The organism is Rhizobium yanglingense, assembly GCF_977109285.1.
Map to the genome: position 1 here is coordinate 450,620 of NZ_CDSAWY010000005.1, position 26,881 is coordinate 477,500.

Consider the following 26,881-nt stretch of genomic DNA (forward strand, 5'->3'; position numbering starts at 1 on the left):
TTGCCGGGAGTAAAGCCCGGATGCTTCAGGTACACCATTAAATCAAACTACTGATTCTAAAGTCAAAGCCCGCAGCCGCCGGGCAGCCGAGAATGCGCCGTCCCGGCCAGTGTCTTCGAGCTTTTCCGCCGAACAGGAGATCGGTCGTGAATTGAAGGCGATGCCGCATTGGTCGGATGAGCATCGCGATCTGTCCGGACTGGTGACGCGGGAACTGCGCCGGCATGGTTCAAGGAGACCGCCCGTTGGGGCTGTCGGCCGAGGCAGTGTCCTGCGAATTGCTCAAGATCGCCAGTTGAGCTGTCAGGAGTTGGCGTTCCATCTGGAAGTGTCCGCCCCGTTCCGGACTTATGCCCGACAGCCGCGGGGGCGGAGCCCGAGGAATCCTACACAAGACGATCAGCGCGATCCGGCCGCAAACCTTTGAAGAGATCAACTGGGTGCTTTTGGCTCGTAGAGGTCTCAACCGGCATGCCGGGATAGATCTGACCCGCCTTGAGCCAACCCTGAACCATCCCCGGCCCGCGCCAGGCCAGATCAGCGAGCCCCCGATTGCGAGCGCCCAGCCATAGGAGCAATATAAGGGACACATAATATTAATCTGACCGTCTGGGGAACTCGGCGATCATGTTACGGAATCACTTAATCCTCGCCGTCGCCGGCGTCGTTCTCGTTTTAAGTCTAGTCCTGGCCGGTCTATGGATCTGGACGGGAAACGTCATCGTCTCGATCATGTCCGAGCGCCTGATCCGAGAGGTGACGCATGCTGTGCATCGCGACGTCGGTCATTTGGTGCGCGGCGCCGACAAAGCGGTTTCCCGGTTGGCCAACGGTCTTGTTCGTCACGACCTATCGCCCGGCGACCCAGATGCTGTCGCACAGGAGCTCCATGCCTTGCTGGGCGAGGAACCCGATGTCGACTGGATGTTTTTCGGCAACGAGGCCGGCGGGATGGTTTCGGTCGGGCGATTGGCAGATTCAAGCGTCGTGTTTTTGATCACCGATGAATTTCGCGCAGGCGTCGTGCGCGAGTTCGAAGCACTGCCAAGCGGCAGGATCGGCCGATTGCGGAAGTCGGAAGGCGCGATCGATGCACGCCAGAGGATTTGGTACGCGCAGGCCAAGGAGACGGGCAAGCGATACTGGACCGAGCCCTATCTCGGTGTGGCCGAGCCGATCTTGGGCATCTCGCTCTCCGTCCCGGTCTTCAACAAGAACCGCAACTTCGTCGGGGTTTGCGGGATCGATCTCATCCTCACTCAGCTTTCCAGGTTCTTGCAGACACTCGAAATCGGCGAGAACGGCAGGGCCTTCATCATCGATGCCACCGGACATTTGATTGGCGCGTCGGGAGGAGTGTCGCCCGTCACCATGGGCGCCGACGGCGGGCACCTGCGCCTGCAGGCATCAGAGGCGACCGATCCCATCGTTCGCGAAACCGCCCGCTACCTTCGTCAGTACCCTGGCATCGCCGGGTCCTCGTCACCCGGACCGCACGTGTTTTCCTTCAGTGACCCTGAGGGCGGCAGGATCTATGCGGCGGTCGATCGCGCCGCTGCCCCCGGCGCACTTAACTGGACCATCATCTCAGCGGTGCCAGCTTCGGATTTCCTGATGCCTGTATATCGTGCGGCCTATCTCTCGATAGGCGTCGGCACGGTCATCGTCGCTGTCTTCGGGGTCCTCGGACTAGCGCTGGTCGGTCGCACGTTGCGGCCTTTGACTGCCTTGACGCAGGCGGCGCACGCGATTGCAAACGGCGAATGGCGCGACGTGCCCAAGGTTCGCCGAAACGATGAGGTCGGCCTGCTTGCCCAGGCGTTCGCTCTCATGACCTTCCGTCTCAAGGAGACATTGGAGGGCCTGCGTCGAAGCGAGGCCAACTTCGCAGAAGCGCAACACGTTGCCCATGTCGGCTATTGGGAACGTGACCTCGGCACAGACTGTCTTACCTGGTCAGACGAGACATACCGCATCTTTGGGCTGACGCCGCGCGCAGGCGCGGTGGTCAGTCTTGCCGAAGCGGTTGAGCGGATTTATCCAGAGGATCGGTCGATCTGGAGCCGGGCCGCTGCAGAGGCCGTGCGTGGCGAATCTCGCTACGACTTGGAGTACCGCATCGTCCGGCCCAGCGGCGAGCTGCGCATCGTTCACAGCCAGGGCGATCTAACAAGGGACGCGTCGGGAGTGCCGCACAGCATGTTCGGTACGATCCAGGACGTTACCGAGCGCAAGCGGGTGGAAGAGGCGCTGCGGGACAGCGAGGAGCAGTGGAGAGCCGTATTCGAGAACAATCCGACGATGTACTTCATGGTGGACGCGAGTGGCACCGTCGTGTCTGTGAATCCCTTTGGGGCGGAGCAGCTTGGATACACGGTCGACGAACTGATCAACCGACCCGTACAGGACATCTTTCATGAGGCAGACCGAGAAACCGTCCAGAGGCATGCGGCCGCCTGCCTCGAACATCTCGGCCGAGCCATGAGCTGGGAACTGCGCAAGATACGTAAGGACGGCTCGATGCTCTGGGTCCGCGAGACGGCCCGAGCGATGGTGATCAAGAAGCGACCTGTCATCCTGATCGTGTGCGAGGACATCACCGAACGCAAGCGCGCCGAAGAGGCCGCCCGGCGGAGTGAAGAAGAGCTTCGCGAGGTCATCGAGACAGTTCCTGCGATGGTGTGGACCGCCTTGCCCGACGGCCGTGTCGATTTCATCAATCGGCGTTGGCAGGAGTTCACAGGCTTGTCCCTGGACGCAACGGCAAGAGCGAGCTGGGGCGCTGAAGCCCGATTTCACCCCGAAGACCTTGAGCAGTATATGTCCAGGTGGCGCGCCTCCTTGACCACGGGCCACCCGTTCGAGGTTGAGGTGCGGATCCGTCGGGCGGCCGACGGTGAATATCGCTGGTGGTTTGAAAATGCCGTGCCGCTGCACGATGAGCACGGAAACATTCTCAAATGGTATGGGTTTCTCGTCGACATCGAAGATCGCAAGCGGGCCGAGGAGGCCCTGCAGAAGGCGCAGGCCGAGCTCGCGCATGTCGCGCGCGTGACGACGATGGGCGCCCTGACCTCCTCCATCGCCCACGAGGTTAACCAGCCGCTCGCCGCCGTGGTCGCCAACGCCAACGCGGCCCTGCATTGGCTCGCCAGCCAGCCCCCCAACCTCGACGAGGCTCAGGAGACGTTGGCGCGCATCGTCCGTGACGGGCACCGGGCCGGCGAAGTCATCGGCCGGGTGCGCGCGCTCCTGAAAAAGACAGCCACTGTCACGGCGCAGGTGGACCTGAACAGCCTCGTCGAAGATTCGGTAGCCCTCGTCCAAGGTGAGGTACGCCGCCATCGGATCCTGCTACGGACCGAGTTGGCTAACGACCTCCCGCGCGTTGCAGGCGACCGGGTGCAGCTGCAGCAGGTAATCCTAAACCTGGTGATGAACGGCATCGAGGCGATGAAGACGATCGCGGACCGGCCACGCAAGCTGCTCATCAGGTCCCTGCTCGACGCATCCGGGGCCGTTCTGGTCGAAGTGCAGGACACCGGCGTCGGATTGGAGCCGCAGAGTGTGGAGCGGGTGTTCGAGGCGTTTTACACGACGAAGGCAGAGGGTCTGGGCATGGGCTTGGCCATCTGCCGGTCGATCATCGAGGCGCACGGGGGGCGGCTGTGGGCCAGGACGAATGAGCCTTGGGGAGCTGTGTTTCAATTCACCCTGCCTTCATCCCCGGACGAGAGCAATTCTGGCGAGCACCCGGCCTAACGCCGGCAGTGCGAGGTGTCGGGTCCTGGCGACACTTCATGCATCGCCTTCGACGTGCAGCCTGGCGTCAGCAGCCCCTCATCAATCATTGTCGCCGTCGCTACCGCGCGCTAGCGCAGAACGGATGCACTTCAGCAGATCCTGCTCGCCAAACGGCTTTGCCAGATAGCCGACAATGTCCGGCCCCAACCCACGCGCGTGCACATTCTCGTTCGGATAGGCAGTGATCAGAACGGTCGGAATGCTCTCGCCCAACGCAACCAGGCTCCGGTGCAGATCAAGCCCACTCATTCCGGGCATATGGATGTCCGTTACCAGGCAGGCCGTGCGGTTTAGATGGGGGAATTTCAAGAAATCATCGGCGGACGAAAAAGCCTCGGCATCAAATCCCAGCGACCTCATGAGTCCCTTGGTGGCCTCGCGCATCGACTGGTCATCATCGACGATCGCAATTAGAGGCTTCTTCGTTGGCACTACTGCCTCCAAATTCGCGATAGGCGTTTTTGCAGAAATCTAGGTGTGGTCGCGGCTGTAAGATACATCAGCCTGCAAGGGCGACAAAGGCATAGGGAGCTATACGATGGTATAGATTGTTTAAGACTCGTCGTCGCGAAGAGCCGAGCTTGCCAGGATGAGTTTTTGGGCCAGCTGGCTGCCGGTTTGACGTGCGGGCGATGGCAGGAGGTGCAACGCCTTGGCCGGCAGCCCGATCCCATTGTAACTGGCCTTGTGGCTGAAGGAATTAGGGCGCATTCTGATGTGCGAGAAAGCTTCGGTTCGGCACCGGCTGAGAAGAGAGAGGGGAGTGTTCTCATTGCGGCATCGCCACTCTGTCGGTTGGGCTCGCCCCGATACCGCAGCAGCGGGTGCAGACACCTCGTGCCCGCAAGATCCGGCTCCCCCTGAGGTGCGCTGACATGACGGAGATGCCAGCAACCGCCATCGTCATCGATGATGATCCGGCGATCCGCGAGGCGCTCGGCAGCCTGCTGCGTTCCGTCGGTTTTGACGTGAAACTCCTCGCCTCTGTGGACGACTTCCTCAAGTCTGGACGACCCAACGGGCCGACCTGCCTCGTGCTCGATGTCCGGCTGCCGGGACAAAGCGGTCTTGAATTTCAACGAGAGTTATCGCGGAGAAATATTCAGCTGCCGATCGTCTTCATCACCGGGCACGGCGACATTCCCATGTCCGTCCAAGCGATGAAAGGGGGCGCGATTGAGTTCCTGACGAAACCGTTCCGCGAGCAGGATTTGCTCGACGCCGTTCACGTCGGCCTGGCGCGCGACCGCGCTTGGATTGAGAGTGAAAAAGCGTTGGCGAAGTTGCGTGCGAGTTTTGATAGCCTGACCCCGCGCGAGCGCGAGGTGATGGCTATGGTGGTGATTGGACGGCTAAATAAACAGATCGCCGCCGATCTGGGCGTGAGCGAGATTACCGTAAAGGTTCATCGCAGCCAGGTCATGCAGAAGATGCGTGCCAAGTCCTTGCCCGAACTCGCCCTCATGGCGGATAAGCTGAAGCTCGAGCCAGGAAAGCCGCAAGGCTCTTAGGTCCGCCCGGCCAATCCTCCCGACAAAAGAGTCCTTGGAGGGCACCGCTTGACCTTAATGTAGCGTCACGGAATGCTGCGAAAGGCAAAGCTCCTCAAAGTCCTCTACAAGGCGGACAAGCCCGAGCGAGTAGCACAAGAGACCGAAGCGCGTCCCAGTCGCGTACAGGGTAAAAGCAGATGTCCGGGATTGCAAAGCTTGCCCCCCGAGAGGCGCGATTGTTTCGCGCGGCATGACGGAAAACCTCATCAAATGCGCTTCAGGGTCCAAATTCGGCACTGATGGATAGTCTGGCGGCATCTGGATCGGATAACCTGATGCTATCGTCCAGCCTTCTGACATGCGCTGCAGATCGATTTCGATGCGGTTGAGTTCTTGTGTCATGGTGACAATCCTTAAAAGGAGCGCGGAGGAACGAACAGGCAAATGGTGCGACCCGTGGGCTCGCCGGCCACCGTGCATTGGTGAAACTGCCCGTCTGGACTGTTCTTGATGCGAGTATCCAGTGGCGTTATGAGCTCCCCAGTGAGCTTGATGACATATCCGCGGGGTCCCTCGAGAACCCCTTGATCGCGGACCTCGCGGCAATCCATCCCGCTGCAGCACGAAAACGGATATGTCCATCCGTGCGGCTGTGCCGCCGTTGGCGTCGCATCATGCGCCACTGCCGGAGCAGCGATCACGACTGCAAAGAAAATAGCTGCTGCCTTGCTCATGATCCGCACCTCGATGGTGAATTGAACCGGCTTCGGTTTCGAAGCTTCCCATTCGAAAGATTGAGCCGCTGTGAAATAGCATTTCCGTCTTTTCGGGCGGCTCCGCCTCCCCGATGTGCCGCCCGTCCATTGATGGCGCTTTGGGAAACGGCCCCGGGGGAGAATGTACACTGACGATAGCAGCACGTTGTCGGACCTGCCTATTGATCAGGAGGAAGGATCAGATACCAACGAGGAAGGGATGACTTATACGAGGGGCTAGGTGCGCTTTTACGCGGGACTAGATAGTAACCCCAAGAACCGACGTCGATGGAAGTCCTCGACCCGATTATCAAGTCAGTGCATCATTGCTAGCGCAGCCGTGAAGAAATCCTCGCCTCCGAAGTTTCCGGATTTCAGGGCCAGGAGCATGTCGCCCTGCTTATTGCCGACCGTTCGCAGCACCGGTACACCAGGCGCGATTTCCAGGCCGATCAGAAATGCTGGAATGGCGAGCCTGTCGACCGCTGCGCCGGAGGTTTCGCCGCCGGCGATCACCAGGCGCCGCACGCCTCTTGTCATAAGTTCCTCGGCAATGATCGACGTCGCGGTTTCGATCGCGTGGCCCGAGGCGTCCCGTCCGTATTGCGATTGCAGCCGGGAAACGGTTTCCGGCGACGCGCTCGCTGCGACGACGACGGGGCCGGCGGAAATGCGGTCTCCGGCCCAGGAAATCGCGGCGGAAATCTCCTCGGGGCCGGCAAGCAGTTTTTCCGGATTGAGCCGCAGAACGGGCAACGACCGTTCGGCGATGTCTAGCTGCCGGAGCGTCGCGCTGGAGCAGCTGCCGGCAACGATCGCCGCAAGCCCGCCCACGGGGCGCATGGCGTCTGCAGTTGCTGCAGTCGTGGAAGATACCCGGCCTGAGCGCGTAAGGGCGCGGGCGAGACCAAGACCGAGGCCCGATGCGCCGGTAGACACCGGTGTTTGGAGCGCCACCTCGCCGAGCGTTTCAAGATCCTGTTCGAAGATCGCATCCGCGATCGCGGCGGTCGCGCCCGCGGCGCGCAGAGCCTCAAGCCGCGCCTTTACCGCACCGGCTCCGGCCGAGACCGTTGCGAGATCGACAATATCGACCGCACCGCGCGACTGCCGGGCCATGACGCGCACCAAATTGGCATCATGCATTGGATTGAGGGGGTGATCCTTTAGCGGGCTTTCGTTCAGCGGTTGCCCGCCGACAAAGAGGTGACCGAGATAGACGGTGCGTCCAGTTTCCGGGAAGGCGGGCGTAACCAGCACCGTGCCGCCGCCGGCAGCAATGTTCAGCGCCTCCGTTACCGGACCGATATTGCCGGCATCGGTCGAATCGAAGGTCGAGCAGACCTTGTAAAGCACATGGGCCGCCCCGCGTTTGCGCAGCCATTGTTCGGCCTCCGTCGCCGCAGCCACGGCGTCACCAGCCGCGACGGAGCGAATTTTCATGGAGACGACGACTGCGTCGACTTCCGGCAACACCAGCGACGGGTCGGGAATGCCGACGGTCTGCACGGTGCGAAGACCGTTCTTCGTCAGCGTGTTGGCAAGGTCTGACGCGCCGGTGTAATCGTCGGCGATCGATCCGAGCAGGAGGGTCATCGGCTAGCTCCTTGCAAAAGGTCTGAACCAGTCGAGGCCGTCCAGCGTCTGGCCTCGGGGGATATATTCGCAGCCTACAAAGCCGCCGTAACCGAGCCGGTCAAATTCCTCGAACAAATAGGGATAGTTTAGCTCCTCCCCATCCGGCTCATTGCGCGACGGCACGCTAGCGACCTGGATATGACCGGTCATCGGCAGCAACCGGCGCAAGCCCATGACCACGTCGCCATGCAGGATCTGGCGGTGATAGACGTCGAACTGAAGCTTTAGATTGGGCAGGCCGAGGTCGGTGATGAGCCGCTCAGCGGCACCGAAATCATTGAGGAAGTATCCCGGCATGTTTCGTCCGTTGATGGGCTCAATCAACAGATCGATACCGTTCTCTCCGAGCCGCGCCGCAGTGTAGGCCACGGAATGCCGATAGCAGGTTGCGGCCTCTGTATCAAAGGGCTCGGCAAGCCCTGCCATTAGATGCAGCCGCTTTGCGCCGGTCGCCGCCGCATAGTCCAGTGCCCGTTCCACGTCAGACTTCAATTCGTCGAACCGCCCAGGAAGAGCTGCGATACCACGCTCGCCCGCTAGCCAATCACCCGGCGGCAGATTGAACAGTGCCTGCCGCAGGTTGTTGCGGGTTAGCCGTTCGGCGATCGCTTCCGGCGGGGCTTCATAGGGAAAAAGGTATTCGACGGCGGCAAATCCGGCATCCGCTGCAGCACTGAAGCGATCGAGGAACGACCATTCGTTAAACATCATCGTCAGGTTGGCTGCGAAAATGGGCATACCTACCTCCTTTATCGCGACTCTTTGACTGTGCCAGGCAATTTCGCACCTGAAAGCTGGGCATAGAGCCGGGCGAGCGAGGAATCATCGTCACGGCCCATACCCGCGCCTGAAGCCGCAAGGTACATCTGCAAGGCGGCCGCCACCAACGGTACCGGATAACGCTCCGAACGCGCCATGTCTTGAACGATGCCGAGATCCTTGACGAAAATCTCGATGGCGCTGAGCGGCGTATAATCTCCCGCCAGCACATGCGGGATCCGGTTTTCGAACATCCACGAATTGCCGGCCGACGCCGTGATCACCTCGTAGACCTTATCGAGATCGAGGCCTTGCTTGGCAGCGAAGGCGATCGCTTCGCACGCAGCTGCGATGTGCACGCCGGCAAGGAGTTGGTTGATCATCTTGAAGGCTGCCCCTGTGCCAGCCGCATCGCCAAGTTCATAGACCTTGGCGGCCATGGCATCGAGGGCCGGGCGAGCCGCTTCGAAGGCAGGCCTGGAGCCGGACGCCATGATCGTCAGCTCGCCGCTCGACGCTTTTGCCGCGCCGCCGGAAATTGGCGCGTCGAGGTAGTGTAGGCCGATGGCTTCCACCTGGTGTGCCAGGTCTCGCGCAACGGCAGGATCCATTGTCGCCGAAGAAATGAATACGGCTCCTGGTTTCATTAGGCTTGCGACACCTTCGGCACCAAACAATAGGGCCGCGGTCTGCGCGCCGTTTACGACGACTGAAACGATGATGTCAGCGCCCCGAACCGCGTCGGCGGCGGTGGCCGCGCCACGCCCGCCATCCGCGACGAAGCGATCGATGGCGGCAGGCGTGATGTCATAGCCGACGACGTCGAGGCCTGCGCGCTTCATCGACCGGGCCATGCCGGCCCCCATGGAGCCGAGGCCGATCACGGCAGCGACCGTCTGTCCCAGATTTTCAGCATGCGATGCCATGACGATATTCTCCAGGTTTTTGAAAATCTAGCAGGTCCGCGCCCCTTCGAGCCGTAGATCTCCGGAGGGCGGCAGCTTGGAAGGTTTAGCGATTGACGGTTTTTCCGGGAACCGCCAGCACGGCCAGCGAGCCGACGACGAGCGCTGCGGCCAGGAAATACATGCCCGTGCTGTTGCTGCCGGTGAGGTCCTTCAGATAACCCACCAGAAACGGCCCGAGAAATCCGGCGAGGTTTCCGACCGAATTGATCCAGGCAATTCCGGCGGCCGCACCCGTACCGACGAGAAAAGCCGTCGGAAGGGACCAGAAAAGGGGTGCGCAACTGATGGCGCCTGCGGTGGCGAGCGAGAGGCAGGCAATGGCGACTGTCGTGCTTGTAGCCGTCGTTGCTGCGACAAAACCGCCGGCCGCGATGAGGGCGGGAATGACGAGGTGCCACCGCCGTTCGCGCAATCTGTCGGAGGAGCGTCCGAGCGCCAGCATGACAACGAAAGCGCAGATGTAGGGGATCGCGGAAATCAGGCCGATATTCAGATTTCCGGTTACGCCCGAGGCCTTCACAATGGACGGCATCCAGAAATTCAGTCCGTACTGCCCGAGCACGAAGCAAAAATAGATAAGGCACATCAGCCAGACGCGGCGGTCTGTCAGTGTTCCGGCAATGCTGTGGGGGCTCGAAACCTTGGCTCGGTTCTCCGCTTCGATATTGGCCGTCAGCACCGCCTTTTCATCTTCGTCCAGCCATTTGGCGGCACGGATCGTATCATCGAGGTAGAAGTACGTGGCGACGCCGAAAAGGATGGCCGGAATGGCTTCGATCAGGAACATCCATTGCCAGCCGGAAAGACCGTGCGTTCCGTGGAAGCTGTCCATCAGCAGGCCCGAAAGCGGATTGCCGAAGATGGCGGATATCGGGATCGCGGACATGAACGTGGTAATGATCTTGGCGCGGCGGTGCGCCGGATACCAGGACGTCAGGTACAAGATTATGCCGGGGAAAAATCCCGCCTCGGCAACGCCCAGAAGGAAACGCAGGATATAAAAGACGGTTTCCGACGAGGTGAACATGAAAGCGGCGGAAACGAGGCCCCAGGTGACCATGATACGGGCCATCCACACCCGCGCGCCAACCTTGTTCATGATGACGTTGCTGGGCACTTCAAACAGAAAATACCCGATGAAGAAAATGCCTGCGCCGATGCCATAGGCCGCTTCCGACAGGCCGAGTTCACTCGCCATCTGGAGCTTCGCGAAGCCGACATTGACGCGGTCGAGATACGCGACCACGTAGCACAGCATCAAAAAAGGGACGATTCGCCAGAATACCTTGCCATAGGCACGATCCTCCACCGCCTGTGCGGGGTACACGCCATCGACTGGCGCCTGCGTTTGCAGCGTCATGATTTCCTCCAAGGGTTTACCGCAAGTCTCCTTCCGCGGTACGCCGGCCGGGATGTTGGCAGCGCTGCCATTTTATTTAGACCATTTTGGCAGCGCTGCCAATAGCGAAATTGGCAGCGCTGCCAAAAAGGAACTTGCTTCTTGGTGAAAGCGGTGAAAAATGGTGGCACGGTGGATTCTCATCGCCCGCCACTGAGGCAGCGCCAGGGTTGGATTCAAGCATGACCGTGGAATTCAAACATCAGGCTACAGTGACCCTTGCCGAGGTCGCAGAAGCGGCCGGGGTCGGCGAGAGCACCGTATCACGCGTGCTGCGCAACCACGGTTCCTTTTCCGACAAGACGCGGGACCGGGTCATGGCAGCGGTCGAGCGACTGGGTTATGTACCGAACCGGATCGCGGGAACTCTCGCCTCCACCGGTTCGCGTCTTGTTGCCTTCGTCGTCCCATCGCTTTCAAACATCGTCTTCCCCGACGTCCTGAGAGGCGCCAGCACTATTCTGGAGGAAAACCGATACCAGGCGGTTTTCTCCGTCAGCGACTATGATCCGGAGAAGGAGGAATCCCTGACCGCCGCGATGCTCGCCTGGCGGCCGGCGGCAGTCATGGTGGCGGGATACGAGCACACTGACGGCACCGTAAAGAGATTGCGCGCGAGCGGTTGCCGGATCGTGGAACTGCTCGATCTGGACGGTGATGCTCTCGACATGGCGGTTGGTTTTTCCAACCGCGCTGCCGGACGGGAAAGTGCTGCTTTCCTGCTAAAGCGGGGCTATCGCCACATCGGCTATGTCGGTCACGACCTGAACCGCGATACCCGCGCCGGCAAGCGGTTTTCCGGCTTCTGCGAAGCGCTCGCCGCTGGCGATGCGACCCTCGCCGATCGCGAAATTCTCGCGGGGGCATCATCCGTGGAGAACGGCAGGCTAGGGCTGGAGCGCTTGCTCGCCCGGACCGCAGATCTCGATGCGGTTTATTTTTCGAACGACGACATGGCGCTTGGTGGTTATTTTCATTGCCTCGCAAGGGGAATTTCGATCCCCTCGCAGCTTGCCATTTTCGGCTATAACGGTCTCGATATCGGCCGGGCAACGCCGCAACCGCTCTCGACCATCCGCACCCCGCGCGTTGAGACCGGAAAGGTGGCAGCACAGCTTGTCGTCAATAATGCGCCATCCCAGGTCGTCGATCTCGGATTTGAGCTGATCGAAGGGGCAACCGCCTGACTTGACCTCTGGCGGGCAAAATATACGTCGGTGCTTCTGGCCTATTAGGCAGCACACATAGAAGTTCACAACCTGATCTAATTCCTGGATCGCTTAGTCACGGAAAACCCGCTGACCTGCCATCGCCAGATGGGGTGTATGCATCGCTTTCGGTCAACCCGAATTTCACCATTTGAACGCAAAAAAGGGCTCCGAGTTTCGTCGGAGCCCATTGAGTTTGTCGTAAATTTTGGTTGCGGGGGCTTGAAACCACGGAGACTTGCCAATTCGCCGTCAGCGAGGAAAGCTCTCTCGATCCTGACTATCCATAGAAATCTGGTGAATGGGAACAGGCCGGCACCGAGCGGTGGATGCGCGTTCAACGAGACGGCAGGCAAGTTCCACGCGACGCGGCGGCATGGGCAGGCTGGAGAGGTTGTCGCGCAGCAGATCGAGCGCCACCGAGCCGATCTCGCGCATTGGGATATGCATGGTCGTCAGCGGCGGATTGAGGAAGGCCGCCTGCGGAAGATCGTCCATACCCATCACTGAAACGTCGCCTGGCACAGTAAATCCGGACTGCTGGACACCCATCATCGCACCGACGGCCAGGCTGTCGCCAGCGGCCAGTATGGCGGTGAAATCGAGCCCGCGGGCAGCGATGCGTGCCGCGACTGCCTGGGCGGCAAGCTCCGGAAGCCAGTCTTCGACAGGCACCATGAGACCCTTGTCGAAGGGTAGTCCGCGATGCAGCAACGCGTCCTTCCAGCCTTCGTAGCGCCTTTCGATGGTGCGCCGGCCGGGCCGCATCAGGAACAGGATACGCTCGTGGCCGAGATCGATCAGGTGATCGGCGGCGAGCCGCGCGCTTGAGCGGTTGCAGGGCGTGACGCTGGACAGCCGCATGAACGGATCGTCGCTGTTGAGAAGGACCACAGGCTTGTGAAAGCCGCGCGTGGCGGCAAGCATGCCCTCGTCATCGACAGTGAGAAACAGCAGGCCGGCAACCTGCGGATCATCCAGCGCCTCCTTCAGAACGGCAAGTTCCTCTTGTCTGTCTCCGATCGGCCGCGTGACGATTTCGAGCCCGAGCGCCTGCGCCCGATCCTTCAAGCCTTCCAGGACATAGAGCGTGAACTGGTTGCGCACATAGTCGATCATGGCAGCGCTCGATGCGGCAAGAATGACTTTCTGCCCCGCAACCGCGGTTGGAATGACGTAATTGGCAGTCTTTGCGGCTTCGAGCACCTGCTGGCGGATTTCCGGCCGAACGCCTTTTTCGCCCGCAAGGGCACGCGAGGCGGTGCTCAGCGAAACCCCGCAGGCCTCCGCAATATCTTCCAGACGCACGCGTTTGCTCTTCTTTCCACGTTTGCCCGGCAATGGTTTGACAGTCATCCTTCGTCTCCTGCCGCAATCATGAGAAAAATTTTCAGATTGCGCAAGAAAAAACCCCGTGGCTTTATTTTCTCAACGGAACCGCCGAAGAGCGGACGGAGTTGGGAGGAATGCTATGGCCCCGAATGGCCGCGATATTCGCGATCGTCTCGAACGCCTTGTCGCCGGAACGACCGGCCTGAAGCACGATGGTCGCTTTCACGAACCCAATCTCGACGGAACCGCCGGCGACTACATCAGCTTTGATAGCTGGGAGTGGCCGCAGGGCGTCGGCCTCTATGGCCTGATCAAGCTCTGGCTTTTCACCGGCCGCGACGACCTGCGCCAGCTCATCGAAAGCTGGTACCAGGCACGTATCGAGGCGGGCCTGCCGCAGCTCAACGTCAACACCACGGCGCCGATGCTCGGCCTGTCGGTGCTGTGGGCCAAGACCCGCGACCCCCGATGGCAGCCGGTCCTCGACGACTGGGCAAACCGCGTAATGTCGGACATGGGCCGCACCCCGGAAGGCGGTTTCGAGCATCACGTCTCCGACAAGGTCAACGACAACGAACTTTGGGACGACACCCTCTATATGGTCGCCCTGTTCCTAGCATCCTACGGTCAGGCGAGCGGTCGGCGCGAACTGGTCGATGAGGCATCGCGGCAATTCCTGGTTCACACACGTTACCTCGCAGACACCCATACCGGCCTCTGGTTCCACGGCTGGACCTTCGACGGACGGCACAATTTCGCCGAAGCGCGCTGGGCGCGCGGCAATGCCTGGATCACGGCGGGTCTGCTTGATTTCTTCGACCTCGCCGAGATCAGCAAGCCGGTGAAAGATTTTCTGCAGGGCGTTCTCGTGGCGCAGGTCGATGCGCTGCTCGCGCTCCAGGCTCCGTCCGGCGCCTGGCGCACCTTGCTCGACGATCCCACCTCCTATGAAGAGATTTCCTCCACGGCCGGCATCGGCTACGGCCTTCTGAAAGGTTACCGCCTTGGGCTCGGCACGCCGGCATGGCGCGAAGCCGGGCTGAAAGCCCTGCAGGTGGTGATGGACAATATCGACGAGACCGGCACCGTGCTCAACGTCTCCTACGGTACGCGCATGGGCCACGATCTCGAGTTCTACAAGGATATCCCCATTCAACCGACCGGCTACGGCCAAGCGCTGGCAATCCTGTGCCTCTCCGAAGGCCTGCAGCATGTCGGCACGGAAGGACAACCAGCATGACGATGAAGATTTTGTACGGAGCGGCACCGGAAGACGTCAAAGCCTATGATACGGAGAAGCTCCGCAGCGCCTTCCTGATGACGGACCTGTTCCTGCCGGACGCTGTCAATTTCACCTATTCGCATGTCGATCGCCTGCTTCTCGGCGGTGCGATGCCGGTTTCTCAAAGCGTGACCTTCGGCTCCGGCGCCGAGATCGGCACGCCCTATCTCCTGTCTGCCCGCGAAATGGGCATTGCCAATCTCGGCGGCACGGGCACCGTGACCGTCGACGGGCAGTCCTTCACGCTGGAAAACCGCGACGTGCTCTATCTCGGCCGCGGTGCGCGCGAGATTGCGATGGCGAGCCTCTCGGGAAAGACCCCTGCCCGGTTCTACATGAACTCGGTGCCCGCCGGCGCCGACATCCCCCACCGGCTGATCAAGAAGGCGGAATTGAAGGCTATCGATCTGGGAGACGGCCGCCGGTCGAACAAGCGACGGCTCGCCATGTACATTCATCCCGAGGTGACACCGTCCTGCCTGCTATTGATGGGCATTACCGATCTTGCCGAAGGCAGCGTCTGGAACACCATGCCGCCGCATCTGCACGAGCGCCGGATGGAAGCCTATTGCTATTTCGACATGGCGGCGGAAGATCGCATCATCCACCTGATGGGCCGCCCGGAAGAAACGCGTCACCTCATCGGCGCCAACGGCGACGCCGTCTTGTCACCCGCCTGGTCTATACATATGGGCGCCGGCACCGGCCCCTATGCCTTCGTCTGGGGCATGACTGGAGAAAACCAGGAATATAACGATGTGGCCCCGGTGGCCCTAGCGGAACTGAAATGAGCCCGATGAGATCACTTATGGACCGTGACCTTAGCCCCGGCGAAGCCATCCGCTACTGGCAGCTCGGCACGATCGCCGAGGAGCGTTTCGACGTTCCCGACGCCTCGATGAAGGGTGAGATGGACCCGTTCTTCTTCCTCACCAAGCACAAGAACTTCATTCCGCACGAATATCCCTGCCGCACGATCTTCGCCGAAACCTATCGCGGCAAGCGGCCGGACGTGCGCGGCGCGTTCGACGCGGCGCGCTGGTGGCTGCCTTTCGGCTCGCCGCGGCTCGATCTCTCCGGCTTCTGGTTCCGCCCGACGCGACTTGCCACCTTTGCCCGCACATTCATCGCTGCCGAGAAAGGCGGGACGGCAAAGGTCCGCCTTGGTACCTGTGGCGGCGCGGTTCTCTGGCTGAATGGCAACGAGATCGGCTGGATGGCGCCCTATAGCCGCAACCTCGAGGCAAAGGCTGAATTCGACCTGCCGCTGGAAGAAGGACTGAACGAGGTCACCATCTTCTTCGACGATCTGGCCGAACGCGATGCGCGCTATTTCTTCCAGCTTGATTATCTCGACGGACCGCCGGCAAGCGTCGCCGTGCCCGTGCCGATCGAAGGCAAGATCGCCGAGACGATCGAGGCGGCGCTCGAAGGCATGCATTTCGACAAGACGGCCTATTTCGAAGGCGACATCACACTGCTTCTCGCCGAGCCCTTGCCGGTGGATGTCGATGTCAATGTGACCGTCGAAGGCGACTTCATGTCGACCGAGCGCTTCGACTACGACTTCGTCCTCAAGGCCGGCGATGCGCGTCTGGTTATTGGCCTCTCGGAAAACGCACCCGCCGACTTCCGTCATTTCCGCATCACGCTGAAGGCCGGCGGTTTCGTCGCCTCGCGCTCGCTCGGCGTCGAAATCTGCCATGCCGGCCGTCAGGGCGAAGCACCGGCAGCACTTGCCGAACGGATCACCGAAACTCTGGACGAGATCTCCGAATTTTCCGAACGCGATACCGTCCGCGCCTTTGCGCGGCTGGCAAGCGGCCGCAGTGGCGCCGACACCGATGCGATGATCGAGGAAATCCTGCCATCGATCGAGGACTGCCACGACTGCGCCGATTTCTCGCTCGTTCCGCTGATCTGGTCGCGCACCGTCTGGGGCAAGGACATCGGCGAGGCGACACGCGCCCGCATCGACGAGGCGATCGTCGGTTTCCGCTACTGGATGGATGAGCCCGGCAACGACGTTCAATGGTACTTCTCCGAAAACCACGCGCTGCTGTTCCACACCTCGGCCCATCTCGCCGGACATCTTCTGGCCGACAAGACCTTCGCCCGCTCCGGCCGCACAGGCGCCGAGCAGAGCGCCGTTGGTGCTGCCCGTGTTCGCGCCTGGCTCGACCATTTCGAGGCCTGGGAAATGGCGGAGTTCAACTCCGCCCCCTATTTCCCGATCGACCTCAAGGGGCTGACCGCGCTCGCCGCCCTGTCACCCGATGCCGACATCGCCGAGCGCGCGCAGAAGGGCATCGTTCGCCTGTGCGAAGTGATCGCCCGTTCGGCGCATCACGGCATGGTGACAGCAGCGCAGGGGCGCTCCTACGAACACACGCTTTGCGCCGGCCGTTCTCTGGAGCTTTCGGGGGTTGCCCGTCTACTCTGGGGCAAGGGCTGGTATGGCCGCCGTGTCCATGCACTGCCGCAGCTCGCCGTATGCCTGCGCGATCATGGCCTCACCGTTCCGGAAAGCCTTGTCACTGTCGCCTGCCATCAGGCCGACGAGCACCAGGAATGGCGGTTTGCCCAAGGCGAAAACAGGTTCGCAGCGCTCTATCACTACAAGAGCCGCGACTTCGCCATGGGGTCCGCTGCCCATTACCGCTGGAACGAATGGGGTTACCAGGAAACCGTGCTGCATCTGCGGCTCGGCGAGCGGCCAGAAGCGGCCGTCTGGATCAACCATCCCGGTGAAACAATTCAGTTCGGGTACGGCCGGCCGTCCTTTTGGGGTGGTTGCGGCACCCTCCCTCGCGCCCACCAGTACCGGGGGTTGGCCGTACTCGACTTTTCCACCTTTGAAGAGCAGCCGGATTTCACCCATGCCTGGTTTCCGGTTGGCGAGTTCGACGAGAGCAGCGTCAATGGAACCCTTGCGCTGGCGCGCTGCGGGACACGGCGCGATGATGCTGCGCGGCAGCACCGATCTCGTCGCGATCAAGGATGGTCCATCCGCCAATGCGGAACTGCGCCAATACGGCAGAAAAACCCGCTGGATCGTTCGGGTCTGCGAGGCCTCCACCCTTGCCGCGGTAGAAGCCCGGTTCACGGCGCTTGCGGTCGAGGAGAAGGAAGACGGCTCGCTCGCTATCGAGGACCCGGACTACGGCACAGTAACGTTTCGCGCCGACGGATCGGTCGAGGCCGAGGGCCGCACCGTTTCGCCCAAGGACTTCACGGTTGCCGGCGAGGTCACCATGCTGGCTGCCAACTGATAGCGAAGCGCCGGCTAGGAGAAACCGGCGCGACGTTTACCTGCGAGCGGGAGAAGGGCTCGTGCACAAGAGGAGGAAGACAATGCAAAAGACCAGAACACTGCTGGCGGCGCTTGCCGTCGGGCTTTTGACGTCGACGGCGGCACTCGCCGGCGACGTCCGCATCATGTGGTATTCCGATGGCGTCGAGGGCGAGGTCCTGAAAGATCTGCTCGACCGCTTCATGAAGGAAAATCCCGGGATCAACGTCGTGCTCGACAACGTGTCCTACACGGTCGTGCGCGAACAGCTGCCAGTGCAGCTTGAAGCCGGCGACGGTCCGGATATCGCCCGCGTCACCAACCTGAAGGCAATGAGCCAGCATTGGCTCGATCTTCGCCCGCTGGTCGCCGACGCCGCCTATTGGGACACGAATTTCGGCGCTCAGGCCGACTGGATGCGTCCGGATGGGTCCAACCAGATTTCCGGCTTCATGACGCAGATCACGCTTGCCGGCGGTTTTGCCAACAAGACGCTGTTCGACCAGGCGGGCATTGCCCTGCCGGGCAAGGATGCGACCTGGGACGACTGGGCCAAGGCCTCCAAGCAGGTCGCCGAAAGCCAGCAGGTGCCTTTCGCCATGGCGCTTGACCGATCCGGTCACCGCTTGAGCGGACCGATCCTAGCCTATGGCTCGAACTACATCGGTGCCGACGGAAAACCCGCTCCGCTGGATGACGGCGCCAAGGCGTTCATCGAAAAATTCGTCGGCTGGGTCGGCGACGGAACGATGAGCAAGGACGTCTGGGTGTCTGCAGCTGGCTCAACCTACCGCGCCGGCGCCGACGATTTCATCAACGGCCAGCTCGCCTACTACTATTCCGGCTCCTGGCAGGTCCCGAACTTCTCGACCAAGATCGGCTCGAACTTCGACTGGGTCGCAACCGGCAGCCCTTGCGGTCCGACAAACTGCACCGGCATGACCGGCGGCGCTGGCCTGGTCGCGGTCAAATACACCAAGAACCCGACCGAAGTGGCCAAGGTCATGGATTATCTGGCACGCGAAGACATCGTGAAGGAATTTTCCGAACGCACGCTGTTCCTGCCCGCGCACAAAGGCGTGGTCGAAAAGGGTCTGGATTTCAAGACTGACGATGCACAGGCAAAGGCAGCCCTGAACATCTTCGTCGGGGCGACCGGCTCGCTTTCCGATATCGCCCGGAAGCTGCCCGGCTGGTTCTGGTCGGACACCTACTATGCGGCGCTGGTCACCCGAGTGAGCCAGGCAGCTGCGGGCGAGATGCCGGTGGCCGAAGCCTACACCCGTATCGATGCGGACATCGCGGCCAAGGTCAAGGATTCGGGCCGCTAACAGTGAGGCGGGCGGCGGCAGCAAAACTGCGTCGCCGCTCGCCTCCCACTTGCACGTCTTGAGAAGCAGTTTGCAAAATGCGACAGCAGCTGGAAACGAGTAAGTTTTCCTCCTGCCGCAGGGAGGTGGGCAATGAAGGCAAATGTTCTCGGAAAGACCGGCTCCGGTATTGGCGAAGTCGTTCTCGCGCCGGTGCGCTTCGCGATGGGGCTGATCGACGCGCCGCTGCGGTGGCTGCAAAGGGTGACCGGGATCAGCGGCATGGCGGCCTTTTTCCTGCTGCCCAACATGCTGATCTTCGGCATCTTCGTGCTTCTGCCCTTCTTCATCAACTTCGCCTATTCGATGACCGGTGGGACTGCCCTCTTCCTGCCGGATCGCAGCTTCGTCGGCGGCGATCAATATGCCCGGCTGTTCGACTGCACGAACTATCTCAATCCCAATAGCTGCGCCGAAGACACGTTCTGGACGGCCGTCGGCAATACCGGCTGGTTCGTCATCATCCAGGTCACCCTGATGATCGCCGTCTCGCTCGTGACCGCGCTGATCCTCAACCGTGAGCTGGCGGCGCGCAGCTTCTGGCGGGCGGTGTTCTTCTTCCCGGTGCTGCTGTCGCCTGTCGTTGTCGGCCTGATCTGGAAATGGATCCTGCAGCGCCAGGGCCTGATGAACTTCGGCCTCTACGGTTTCGGCTTTGATCCCTATGCCTGGCTGAACGATCGCAACTGGGCCTTTGCCGCCACGATCGGCGTGTCGATCTGGGCGCATATGGGCTTTTACACGCTGATCCTGCTCGCCGGCCTGCAGGCGATCCCGAAGGATCTTTACGAAGCCGCCGAAATGGATGGCACCCGGCCGACGCGGGCGTTCCTGCGCATCACCATGCCGCTGCTTGCGCCCAACCTGCTCGTCGTTGTCGTCCTCGTCCTTATCAAGGCCGTGCAGATCTTCGATGAAGTCTACGTCTTGACGGGCGGCGGACCGGGCACCAGCACGCTCTACCTCACCCAGTATATCTACGAGACCGGCTTTGCCACGCAGTTGCGCAATCCCGGGCTTGCCGCGGCGGCCTCGATCCTCATGGGTGTCGTCCTCGTCGTGCTGACGCTGATGCAGCTCGGCCTCAGCCGATCCAGTGAGAAGAAGGGAGCCCGCAAATGAGCCGGGTTGCGGAATTCATCCTGCGCCGCAAGGGCGGCAAGGGCTGGCACTGGACGGATATCGTCACCTGGGTCTGGCTCGTCGGCGGCCTGTTCGTCATGTTCGGCCCGGCAGTCTGGCTCGTCGGCTCGTCATTCAAGTCTCCGGCAGCCCTTGCCGAATTCCCGCCGACCATCTTGCCCTACGTCACTCAGAAAGTGACGGTCGAAGGCTATGACAAACCGCTCGATCTCTACAACGTCACGCTGCCGGATGGCAGCAAGGCGACACTCGCCGAAGTCCGGCGCATCGGCATCGTGAGCCAGATGATCGATCCGCAGAAACCGGGGGAGATCGTCAAGGTCAACATCTCGCAGCGCGCCCCGGTCCGCGAAATGTCGTTCGCCTCGGAGAACTATACCGAACCCTTCACCCATTTCGATTTCGTCCGCTATCTGTGGAATTCCGTCTTCGTGACGGTAACGGCAACGCTGATTACGCTCGTGGTCAATTCAATGGCGGCCTTTGCGCTCAGCAAATACGAGTTTCGCGGCCGGACATTTGCCATGCTGCTCATCCTTGCCACTCTGATGGTGCCGCTCTCGGTGATCATGGTGCCCCTCTATTCGATCGTCTCGGCGCTCGGCCTCTTCAACAATCTCTGGGGCGTCATCCTGCCGACCGTGGCGACGCCGACCGGCGTATTCATCCTGCGCCAGTACATGCTGACCATTCCCGACGAATTGATCGACGCGGCCCGCATGGACAAGGCGTCGGAATGGCAGATCTATTGGCGCATCATCCTGCCCTTGACCGCGCCCGCGCTCGCCGTTCTTGCGATCTTCTCCGTGGTCTGGCGCTGGAACGACTTCCTCTGGCCGCTGATCGTGCTGTCGCGCAAGGAACTCTATACTCTGCAGGTTGGCCTCAGCATCTATTCCGGCGAGCTCAATGTGCAGTGGCATTTCATCCTGGCGATGACGGTGGTGACGATGATCCCGGTCGTCCTCGTCTTCATCTTCCTGCAGCGCTTCATCACCACCGGCATTGCCGGAACCGGACTGAAATAGAGGAGGCCGTCATGGGTCATATCAAGCTCACCAATGTCACGAAATCCTTCGGGGCGGTCGACGTGCTCCATGGCATCAACCTGGAGATCAAGGACGGCGAACTGGTCGTCTTCGTCGGGCCCTCCGGTTGCGGAAAGTCGACACTGCTTCGCATGATCGCCGGGTTGGAAAAGCCGACAGGCGGCGAACTCGCCATCGACGGCAAGGTGGTCAACACTATCCCGGCCGCCGACCGCGGCCTTGCCATGGTGTTCCAGTCCTATGCGCTCTATCCGCATATGAGCGTGCGCCAGAACCTCGCCTTCGGCCTGGAAAACACCAGGATGCCGAAGGCGGAGATCGCCGAGCGTATCGGCGAAGCCGCGCGCATGCTGGAGATCGAGGCCTATCTCGACCGGCGACCGGGCCAGCTCTCTGGCGGCCAGCGTCAGCGTGTCGCCATCGGTCGCGCCATCGTGCGCAGGCCGGTCGCCTTCCTGCTCGACGAACCGCTGTCCAACCTCGACGCCGAGCTGCGCGGCTCAACGCGCGCCGAGCTTGCAGCACTCCATGCCCGGCTTTCGGCGACAATGATCTACGTTACCCACGACCAGGTCGAGGCGATGACGCTGGCGGACCGGATCGTCGTGCTGCGCGCCGGCCGGATCGAGCAGGTCGGCACGCCGCTCGAACTCTACAATTCACCGGCCAACCGCTTCGTTGCGGGCTTCATCGGCTCGCCGCACATGAATTTCCTCGAAACAACGGTCGAATTCGTGCAGTCCGGCAGGGCCGTTGCAGCGTTGCCCGGCGGTCAACGGATCGAGCTTCCGGTCAACGGCGCCAATCTTGGCCAAGGCGCGCGGGTCACGGTCGGCGTGCGCCCCCACCATATTACGGTTGGCAGCGAGCCGACCGCCATTCCGGCCAAGATCAGGCTCGTGGAAGCGCTCGGCTCGGAAACCGTCATCCATGCCGATGTCGCCGGGCAGAAGGTTCTGGTGGTCGCACCTGGCCAGCACAACCTGACGACCGGGAGCGAGCTCCGCCTGTCGCTCTCGGCCGCACCGCTTCATCTGTTCAACGAGAAGGGCCTGCGCCTTGATAACGCTGTTTGATCTTTCCGGAAAAGTCGCCCTGGTCACCGGGGCAAGGACAGGCCTCGGCCAGGGCATGGCGCTGGCACTGGCTGATGCCGGTGCCGACATCGTGGCGCTCGGCTCCTCTCCCATGCCGGAGACGGCCGGTCTCGTCCGGAAGACCGGCCGCCGCTTTCACGCGCTCGAGGTCGATCTCTCCAAGGGGGGCATCCGGGTGCCCGCCTATTCGGCGTCCAAGCACGGCATTACCGGGCTGACGAAGGCGATGGCGAACGAGCTTGCGCCACACGGCATCACCGTCAACGCCATCGCCCACGGCTATATGGCGACCGAGAATACAGAGGCGCTGCGCAACGATCCCGATCGCAATGCCCAGATTTCCGCGCGCATCCCGATGGGACGCTGGGGCACGCCGGACAATCTCGCCACCTCGGTCCTGTTCTTCGCCGCGCCTGCGTCAGGCTATGACGGGCACCGTCCTGCCGGTCGACGGCGGCTGGCTCGTCCGATAGGCCGCCGTGGCGATGACGATTTCCGTTGAACGGCTCAGGGCGCTACTGCGGGTGACGGATACGTCCCTGGATCTCGTGGCATCTGTCGCGGAAGACCGAGGTGACCACGTTGTTGAGCATCTGCGTTTTCGCCTAGCCAGAGGAACGGAAATCCGCGGTTTCCTGACACGACCGTCTGCAAGCCGCGCGCCCGGACCGGCCATTCTCTATGCCCACGCACATGGCAGCCGGTACGACATCGGCGCGAGCGAGCTGATCGAAGGACGGCCGGCACTTCTCGATGCACCCGGACCTGTCCTGGCGAGCGAAGGCTATGTCACCCTGTGCATCGAGATGCCGACTTTCGGAGAGCGCGCCGAGGTAAGCGAGAGTGCCGCGACCAAGGCAGCCCTTTGGCAGGGGCGGACGCTGTTCGGGCAGATGCTCGGCGAACAATCTGCCGCATTGACCTGGCTCGCCGCGCGCAGCGATGTCGATGCCGGCCGGATCGGCATGACCGGCATTTCGATGGGGGCCACCCTCTCCTACTTCCTCGCCGCCATCGATGCTCGCCTCGCGGCTGTCGCGCATCTTTGCTGTTACGCCGATTTCGCGACGCTGGTCGAAACCGGCGCCCACGACCTGCACGGCCACTACCTCACCATCCCCGGCCTTTTGTCGGAAACCTCGATCGGCGAGATCGCCGGCCTCATCGCCCCGCGACCTCAGCTCATCTGCCTCGGCCTCGAGGATCCGCTGACTCCAAAGCTCGCAGCAGAGCGCGCTTTCGCCCAAACGAACGCCGCCTATCGCACGGCTGGCGCCCCCGGCGCCATCGCTCTTCTGGCAGAAGCCGGCGTCGGCCACCGGGAAACCCCATCGATGCGCCGCGCTGTCCTCGACTTTCTTCGATACCGGTTGAAGTGATTGCGGAATCGACGCGGTGCCAGCGAGCTCAGCGTGCGCACGTGGCACTTGATGGCGTAAGCTAGGTATGGAGCGGCTTGGTTGAAATCGCGGTCGGCCGGTGTGCACGACCGTGGCTAGAGAATCGGCGCCGTCACCCAACCCCTCTCGGGGCGTCGCTCGGATCGGGAGCTCGTTTCGGTCTCCTGTCTCGTTCGGCGGTGCTCCGCTATGCCGCCTGAACACGGTGTCGTGCCTAAGCATCGCGTGCATCGTGTCCGCATACCTGAAGAGGAAGAACGGTCCGCCGATGGGCGCCAGGTGCGTGCATTCCTCGAAACCAATACGTCGATCTCGCCGACCTCATGGCGCCGGGCGACTACGAGCTCGTATCGAACCTCGAACTGCGTGTCGGCAGATGGGTGAAATCCGCCGACCAAATCCTCGCCTCGGTCAAGCGATTTTGCCAAAAAACAATGAGCCGAACTTCAGATTCGGGTGACTAGCGGATCGACTCTGATTCCAAACGCAAAAAGCTCCTCCAGAGCTATCTGGAGGAGTTCGATCAGAAACAACTTGCCTGGCAAAGTTTGTTTGGTTGCGGGGGCAGGATTTGAACCTGCGGCCTTCAGGTTATGAGCCTGACGAGCTACCGGGCTGCTCCACCCCGCGTTATTGTTTTTTTGAGCGGAACGGACCGCTTTTGTTTGCGGCCGGTTTATATCGGCTTATGGCCGTTTTATTGTGTTGAGAAGATTTGTGATTTCGTTGTTGCGTTTCGCAGACCTGGCGGCGACCGACTCTCCCGCGTCTTGAGACGAAGTACCATAGGCGCTGGGGCGTTTCACGGCCGTGTTCGGAAAGGGAACGGGTGCAGCCACCCCGCCATAACCACCAGGTCAGCGAAGCGCAACGATTTGAGAAGCTGGTGAAGTTTTCACTTCGTTTTGAACACGTCTTGACCTGTCAGGGTCAGGCTCATTTTGATGAGCATTGTCAATGAGAACGATCAAGCCGATCGAGCTATTAGTACCGGTAAGCTTCATGCATTGCTGCACTTCCACACCCGGCCTATCAACGTGGTCGTCTTCCACGGCTCTGATAGGGAACACTCGTTTTCAGGTGGGTTTCCCGCTTAGATGCCTTCAGCGGTTATCCCTTCCATATGTAGCTACCCTGCTATGCCCTTGGCAGGACAACAGGTCCACCAGAGATATGTCCATCCCGGTCCTCTCGTACTAGGGACAGATCCTGTCAATATTCCTACACCCACGGCAGATAGGGACCGAACTGTCTCACGACGTTCTGAACCCAGCTCACGTACCGCTTTAATTGGCGAACAGCCAAACCCTTGGGACCTGCTCCAGCCCCAGGATGCGATGAGCCGACATCGAGGTGCCAAACAACCCCGTCGATATGGACTCTTGGGGGTCATCAGCCTGTTATCCCCGGCGTACCTTTTATCCGTTGAGCGATGGCCCTTCCACGCGGGACCACCGGATCACTATGACCGACTTTCGTCTCTGCTCGACTTGTCAGTCTCGCAGTCAGGCGGGCTTATGCCATTGCACTCGACGACCGATTTCCGACCGGTCTGAGCCCACCATCGCGCGCCTCCGTTACTCTTTCGGAGGCGACCGCCCCAGTCAAACTACCCACCATACACTGTCCCGGATCCGGATAACGGACCGCGGTTAGACATCCATGACGATAAGGGTGGTATTTCAAGGATGGCTCCACGGAAACTGGCGTCCCCGCTTCAAAGCCTACCACCTATCCTACACATGCCGACACGAATGCCAGTGTAAAGCTATAGTAAAGGTGCACGGGGTCTTTCCGTCTGACCGCAGGAACCCCGCATCTTCACGGGGAATTCAATTTCACTGAGTCTATGTTGGAGACAGCGGGGAAGTCGTTACGCCATTCGTGCAGGTCGGAACTTACCCGACAAGGAATTTCGCTACCTTAGGACCGTTATAGTTACGGCCGCCGTTTACTGGGGCTTCAGTTCAAAGCTTGCACCTCTCCCTTTAACCTTCCAGCACCGGGCAGGCGTCAGACCCTATACGTCGTATTGCTACTTCGCAGAGCCCTGTGTTTTTGATAAACAGTCGCTACCCCCTGGTCTGTGCCACCCCATCCTGGTTGCCCAAAATGGGGTCACGCTTCTTCCGAAGTTACGCGTGCAATTTGCCGAGTTCCTTCAACATAGTTCTCTCAAGCGCCTTGGTATACTCTACCTGACCACCTGTGTCGGTTTCGGGTACGGTCTATACGGTGGAGCTGTTTCCTGGAACCGCGTCCCTGCAAGATCAATCCAATAAGACCTTACAAGTTGAGCAATCCGTCACTACCACCAGGCCCACGAATATTAACGTGGTTCCCATCGACTACGCGTGTCCGCCTCGTCTTAGGGGCCGGCTAACCCTGCTCAGATTAACTTTAAGCAGGAACCCTTGGTCTTTCGGCGAGAGGGTCTCTCACCCTCTTTATCGTTACTCATGTCAACATTCGCACTTCCGATACCTCCAGGATGTCTCACGACTGTCCCTTCACAGGCTTACGGAACGCTCCGCTACCACGTGTATTGCTACACATCCTCAGCTTCGGTGCATGGCTTCAGCCCCGTTACATTTTCGGCGCAAAGACCCTTATTTAGACCAGTGAGCTGTTACGCTTTCTTTAAATGATGGCTGCTTCTAAGCCAACATCCTGGTTGTTTTGGGATCCTCACATCCTTTCCCACTTAGCCATGACTTGGGGACCTTAGCTGGAGGTCAGGGTTGTTGCCCTTTTCACGACGGACGTTAGCACCCGCCGTGTGTCTGCCGAGTAGTACTCCCCGGTATTCGGAGTTTGGTTAGGATCAGTAAGACGGTGAGTCCCCATAGCCCATCCAGTGCTCTACCCCCGGGGGTATTCGCTCGACGCTCT

At 60.9% G+C, this 26,881-nt stretch carries 17 protein-coding genes, 1 tRNA gene, 2 rRNA genes and 3 pseudogenes (1 of these 23 only partly in view); 13 read left to right on the forward strand and 10 right to left on the reverse strand.

Annotation, left to right across the window (positions count from 1 at the left end; translation table 11 throughout):
- Positions 1–87: 87 nt before the first annotated feature.
- Together ACW4PC_RS11800 and ACW4PC_RS11805 are read left to right on the forward strand one after the other, a co-directional pair.
- Positions 88–452 (forward strand): annotated as a pseudogene (locus ACW4PC_RS11800) (ISNCY family transposase); the annotation flags it as partial.
- Between the two features lie 175 nt (positions 453–627).
- Positions 628–3,762: a PAS domain S-box protein gene (locus ACW4PC_RS11805; protein ID WP_455873943.1), complete on the forward strand. Its 3,135-nt coding sequence runs from the start codon at positions 628–630 to the stop codon at positions 3,760–3,762.
- An 81-nt stretch (positions 3,763–3,843) separates the two neighbouring features.
- On the opposite strand, the gene ACW4PC_RS11810 is transcribed toward ACW4PC_RS11805, so the two are convergent.
- Complete coding sequence (locus tag ACW4PC_RS11810; RefSeq protein ID WP_074069787.1) at positions 3,844–4,236, reverse strand: response regulator transcription factor; 393 nt, start codon at positions 4,234–4,236, stop codon at positions 3,844–3,846.
- Positions 4,237–4,679: 443 nt separating this feature from the next.
- Here ACW4PC_RS11810 and ACW4PC_RS11815 point away from each other — a divergent pair, with 443 nt between their 5' ends.
- Positions 4,680–5,315 (forward strand): response regulator transcription factor, encoded by a 636-nt coding sequence (locus tag ACW4PC_RS11815; RefSeq protein WP_455873944.1) that lies wholly within the window; start codon positions 4,680–4,682, stop codon positions 5,313–5,315.
- Between the two features lie 54 nt (positions 5,316–5,369).
- On the opposite strand, the gene ACW4PC_RS11820 is transcribed toward ACW4PC_RS11815, so the two are convergent.
- The 5 genes from ACW4PC_RS11820 to ACW4PC_RS11840 form a co-directional block, all read right to left on the reverse strand.
- Complete coding sequence (locus tag ACW4PC_RS11820; RefSeq protein WP_455873945.1) at positions 5,370–5,699, reverse strand: hypothetical protein; 330 nt, start codon at positions 5,697–5,699, stop codon at positions 5,370–5,372.
- Positions 5,700–6,367: 668 nt separating this feature from the next.
- A complete protein-coding gene (gene otnK / locus ACW4PC_RS11825; protein WP_455873946.1) occupies positions 6,368–7,648 on the reverse strand; it encodes a 3-oxo-tetronate kinase in 1,281 nt (426 codons plus the stop codon).
- 3 nt (positions 7,649–7,651) lie between these two features.
- Positions 7,652–8,428, reverse strand: coding sequence for a 2-oxo-tetronate isomerase (gene otnI, locus ACW4PC_RS11830; RefSeq protein ID WP_455873947.1), 777 nt, complete (start codon positions 8,426–8,428; stop codon positions 7,652–7,654).
- Positions 8,429–8,439: 11 nt separating this feature from the next.
- Positions 8,440–9,375, reverse strand: coding sequence for an L-threonate dehydrogenase (gene ltnD, locus ACW4PC_RS11835; RefSeq protein WP_455873948.1), 936 nt, complete (start codon positions 9,373–9,375; stop codon positions 8,440–8,442).
- Between the two features lie 85 nt (positions 9,376–9,460).
- A complete protein-coding gene (locus ACW4PC_RS11840; RefSeq protein WP_455873949.1) occupies positions 9,461–10,777 on the reverse strand; it encodes an MFS transporter in 1,317 nt (438 codons plus the stop codon).
- Between the two features lie 227 nt (positions 10,778–11,004).
- On the opposite strand from ACW4PC_RS11840, the gene ACW4PC_RS11845 reads away from it, so the two are divergent.
- On the forward strand, positions 11,005–12,003 hold the full coding sequence (locus ACW4PC_RS11845) for a LacI family DNA-binding transcriptional regulator (protein ID WP_455874991.1): 999 nt from the start codon (positions 11,005–11,007) through the stop codon (positions 12,001–12,003).
- A 273-nt stretch (positions 12,004–12,276) separates the two neighbouring features.
- Here ACW4PC_RS11845 and ACW4PC_RS11850 read toward each other — a convergent pair whose 3' ends face one another.
- Positions 12,277–13,380, reverse strand: coding sequence for a LacI family DNA-binding transcriptional regulator (locus tag ACW4PC_RS11850; protein ID WP_455873950.1), 1,104 nt, complete (start codon positions 13,378–13,380; stop codon positions 12,277–12,279).
- A gap of 115 nt (positions 13,381–13,495) precedes the next feature.
- Between ACW4PC_RS11850 and bglB the strand changes: the two genes are divergently transcribed.
- The 9 genes and pseudogenes from bglB (at position 13,496) to ACW4PC_RS11895 (ending at position 23,968) form a co-directional block, all read left to right on the forward strand.
- Positions 13,496–14,596: a beta-galactosidase BglB gene (bglB, locus tag ACW4PC_RS11855; protein ID WP_455873951.1), complete on the forward strand. Its 1,101-nt coding sequence runs from the start codon at positions 13,496–13,498 to the stop codon at positions 14,594–14,596.
- Entirely contained in the window at positions 14,593–15,429 is an 837-nt protein-coding gene (kduI, locus tag ACW4PC_RS11860) for a 5-dehydro-4-deoxy-D-glucuronate isomerase (protein WP_455873952.1), read from the forward strand. The genes bglB and kduI overlap by 4 nt, the downstream gene beginning before the upstream one ends.
- Positions 15,426–17,910 (forward strand): annotated as a pseudogene (locus tag ACW4PC_RS11865) (hypothetical protein). Before kduI ends, ACW4PC_RS11865 begins: the two are co-directional and overlap by 4 nt.
- A gap of 82 nt (positions 17,911–17,992) precedes the next feature.
- Positions 17,993–19,261, forward strand: a complete 1,269-nt coding sequence (locus tag ACW4PC_RS11870) for an ABC transporter substrate-binding protein (protein ID WP_283069365.1) — start codon at positions 17,993–17,995, stop codon at positions 19,259–19,261.
- A gap of 132 nt (positions 19,262–19,393) precedes the next feature.
- On the forward strand, positions 19,394–20,422 hold the full coding sequence (locus ACW4PC_RS11875) for a carbohydrate ABC transporter permease (RefSeq protein WP_455873953.1): 1,029 nt from the start codon (positions 19,394–19,396) through the stop codon (positions 20,420–20,422).
- A complete protein-coding gene (locus ACW4PC_RS11880; protein WP_283069367.1) occupies positions 20,419–21,471 on the forward strand; it encodes a carbohydrate ABC transporter permease in 1,053 nt (350 codons plus the stop codon). The genes ACW4PC_RS11875 and ACW4PC_RS11880 overlap by 4 nt, the downstream gene beginning before the upstream one ends.
- Before the next feature lie 11 nt (positions 21,472–21,482).
- Complete coding sequence (locus tag ACW4PC_RS11885; protein WP_455873954.1) at positions 21,483–22,568, forward strand: ABC transporter ATP-binding protein; 1,086 nt, start codon at positions 21,483–21,485, stop codon at positions 22,566–22,568.
- Positions 22,552–23,062, forward strand: a pseudogene (locus ACW4PC_RS11890) (SDR family oxidoreductase). Before ACW4PC_RS11885 ends, ACW4PC_RS11890 begins: the two are co-directional and overlap by 17 nt.
- A 12-nt stretch (positions 23,063–23,074) precedes the next feature.
- Positions 23,075–23,968 carry an alpha/beta hydrolase family protein gene (locus ACW4PC_RS11895; RefSeq protein WP_455873955.1) on the forward strand — a complete coding sequence of 298 codons (894 nt, stop codon included), beginning with the start codon at positions 23,075–23,077 and terminating at the stop codon, positions 23,966–23,968.
- 574 nt (positions 23,969–24,542) lie between these two features.
- On the opposite strand, the gene ACW4PC_RS11900 is transcribed toward ACW4PC_RS11895, so the two are convergent.
- The 3 genes from ACW4PC_RS11900 to ACW4PC_RS11910 all read right to left on the reverse strand — a co-directional run.
- A tRNA-Met gene (locus tag ACW4PC_RS11900) sits at positions 24,543–24,619 on the reverse strand.
- 112 nt (positions 24,620–24,731) lie between these two features.
- Positions 24,732–24,846 (reverse strand): 5S ribosomal RNA (gene rrf / locus ACW4PC_RS11905).
- 106 nt (positions 24,847–24,952) lie between these two features.
- A 23S ribosomal RNA gene (locus ACW4PC_RS11910) occupies positions 24,953–26,881 on the reverse strand (it continues 1,015 nt past the right edge of the window).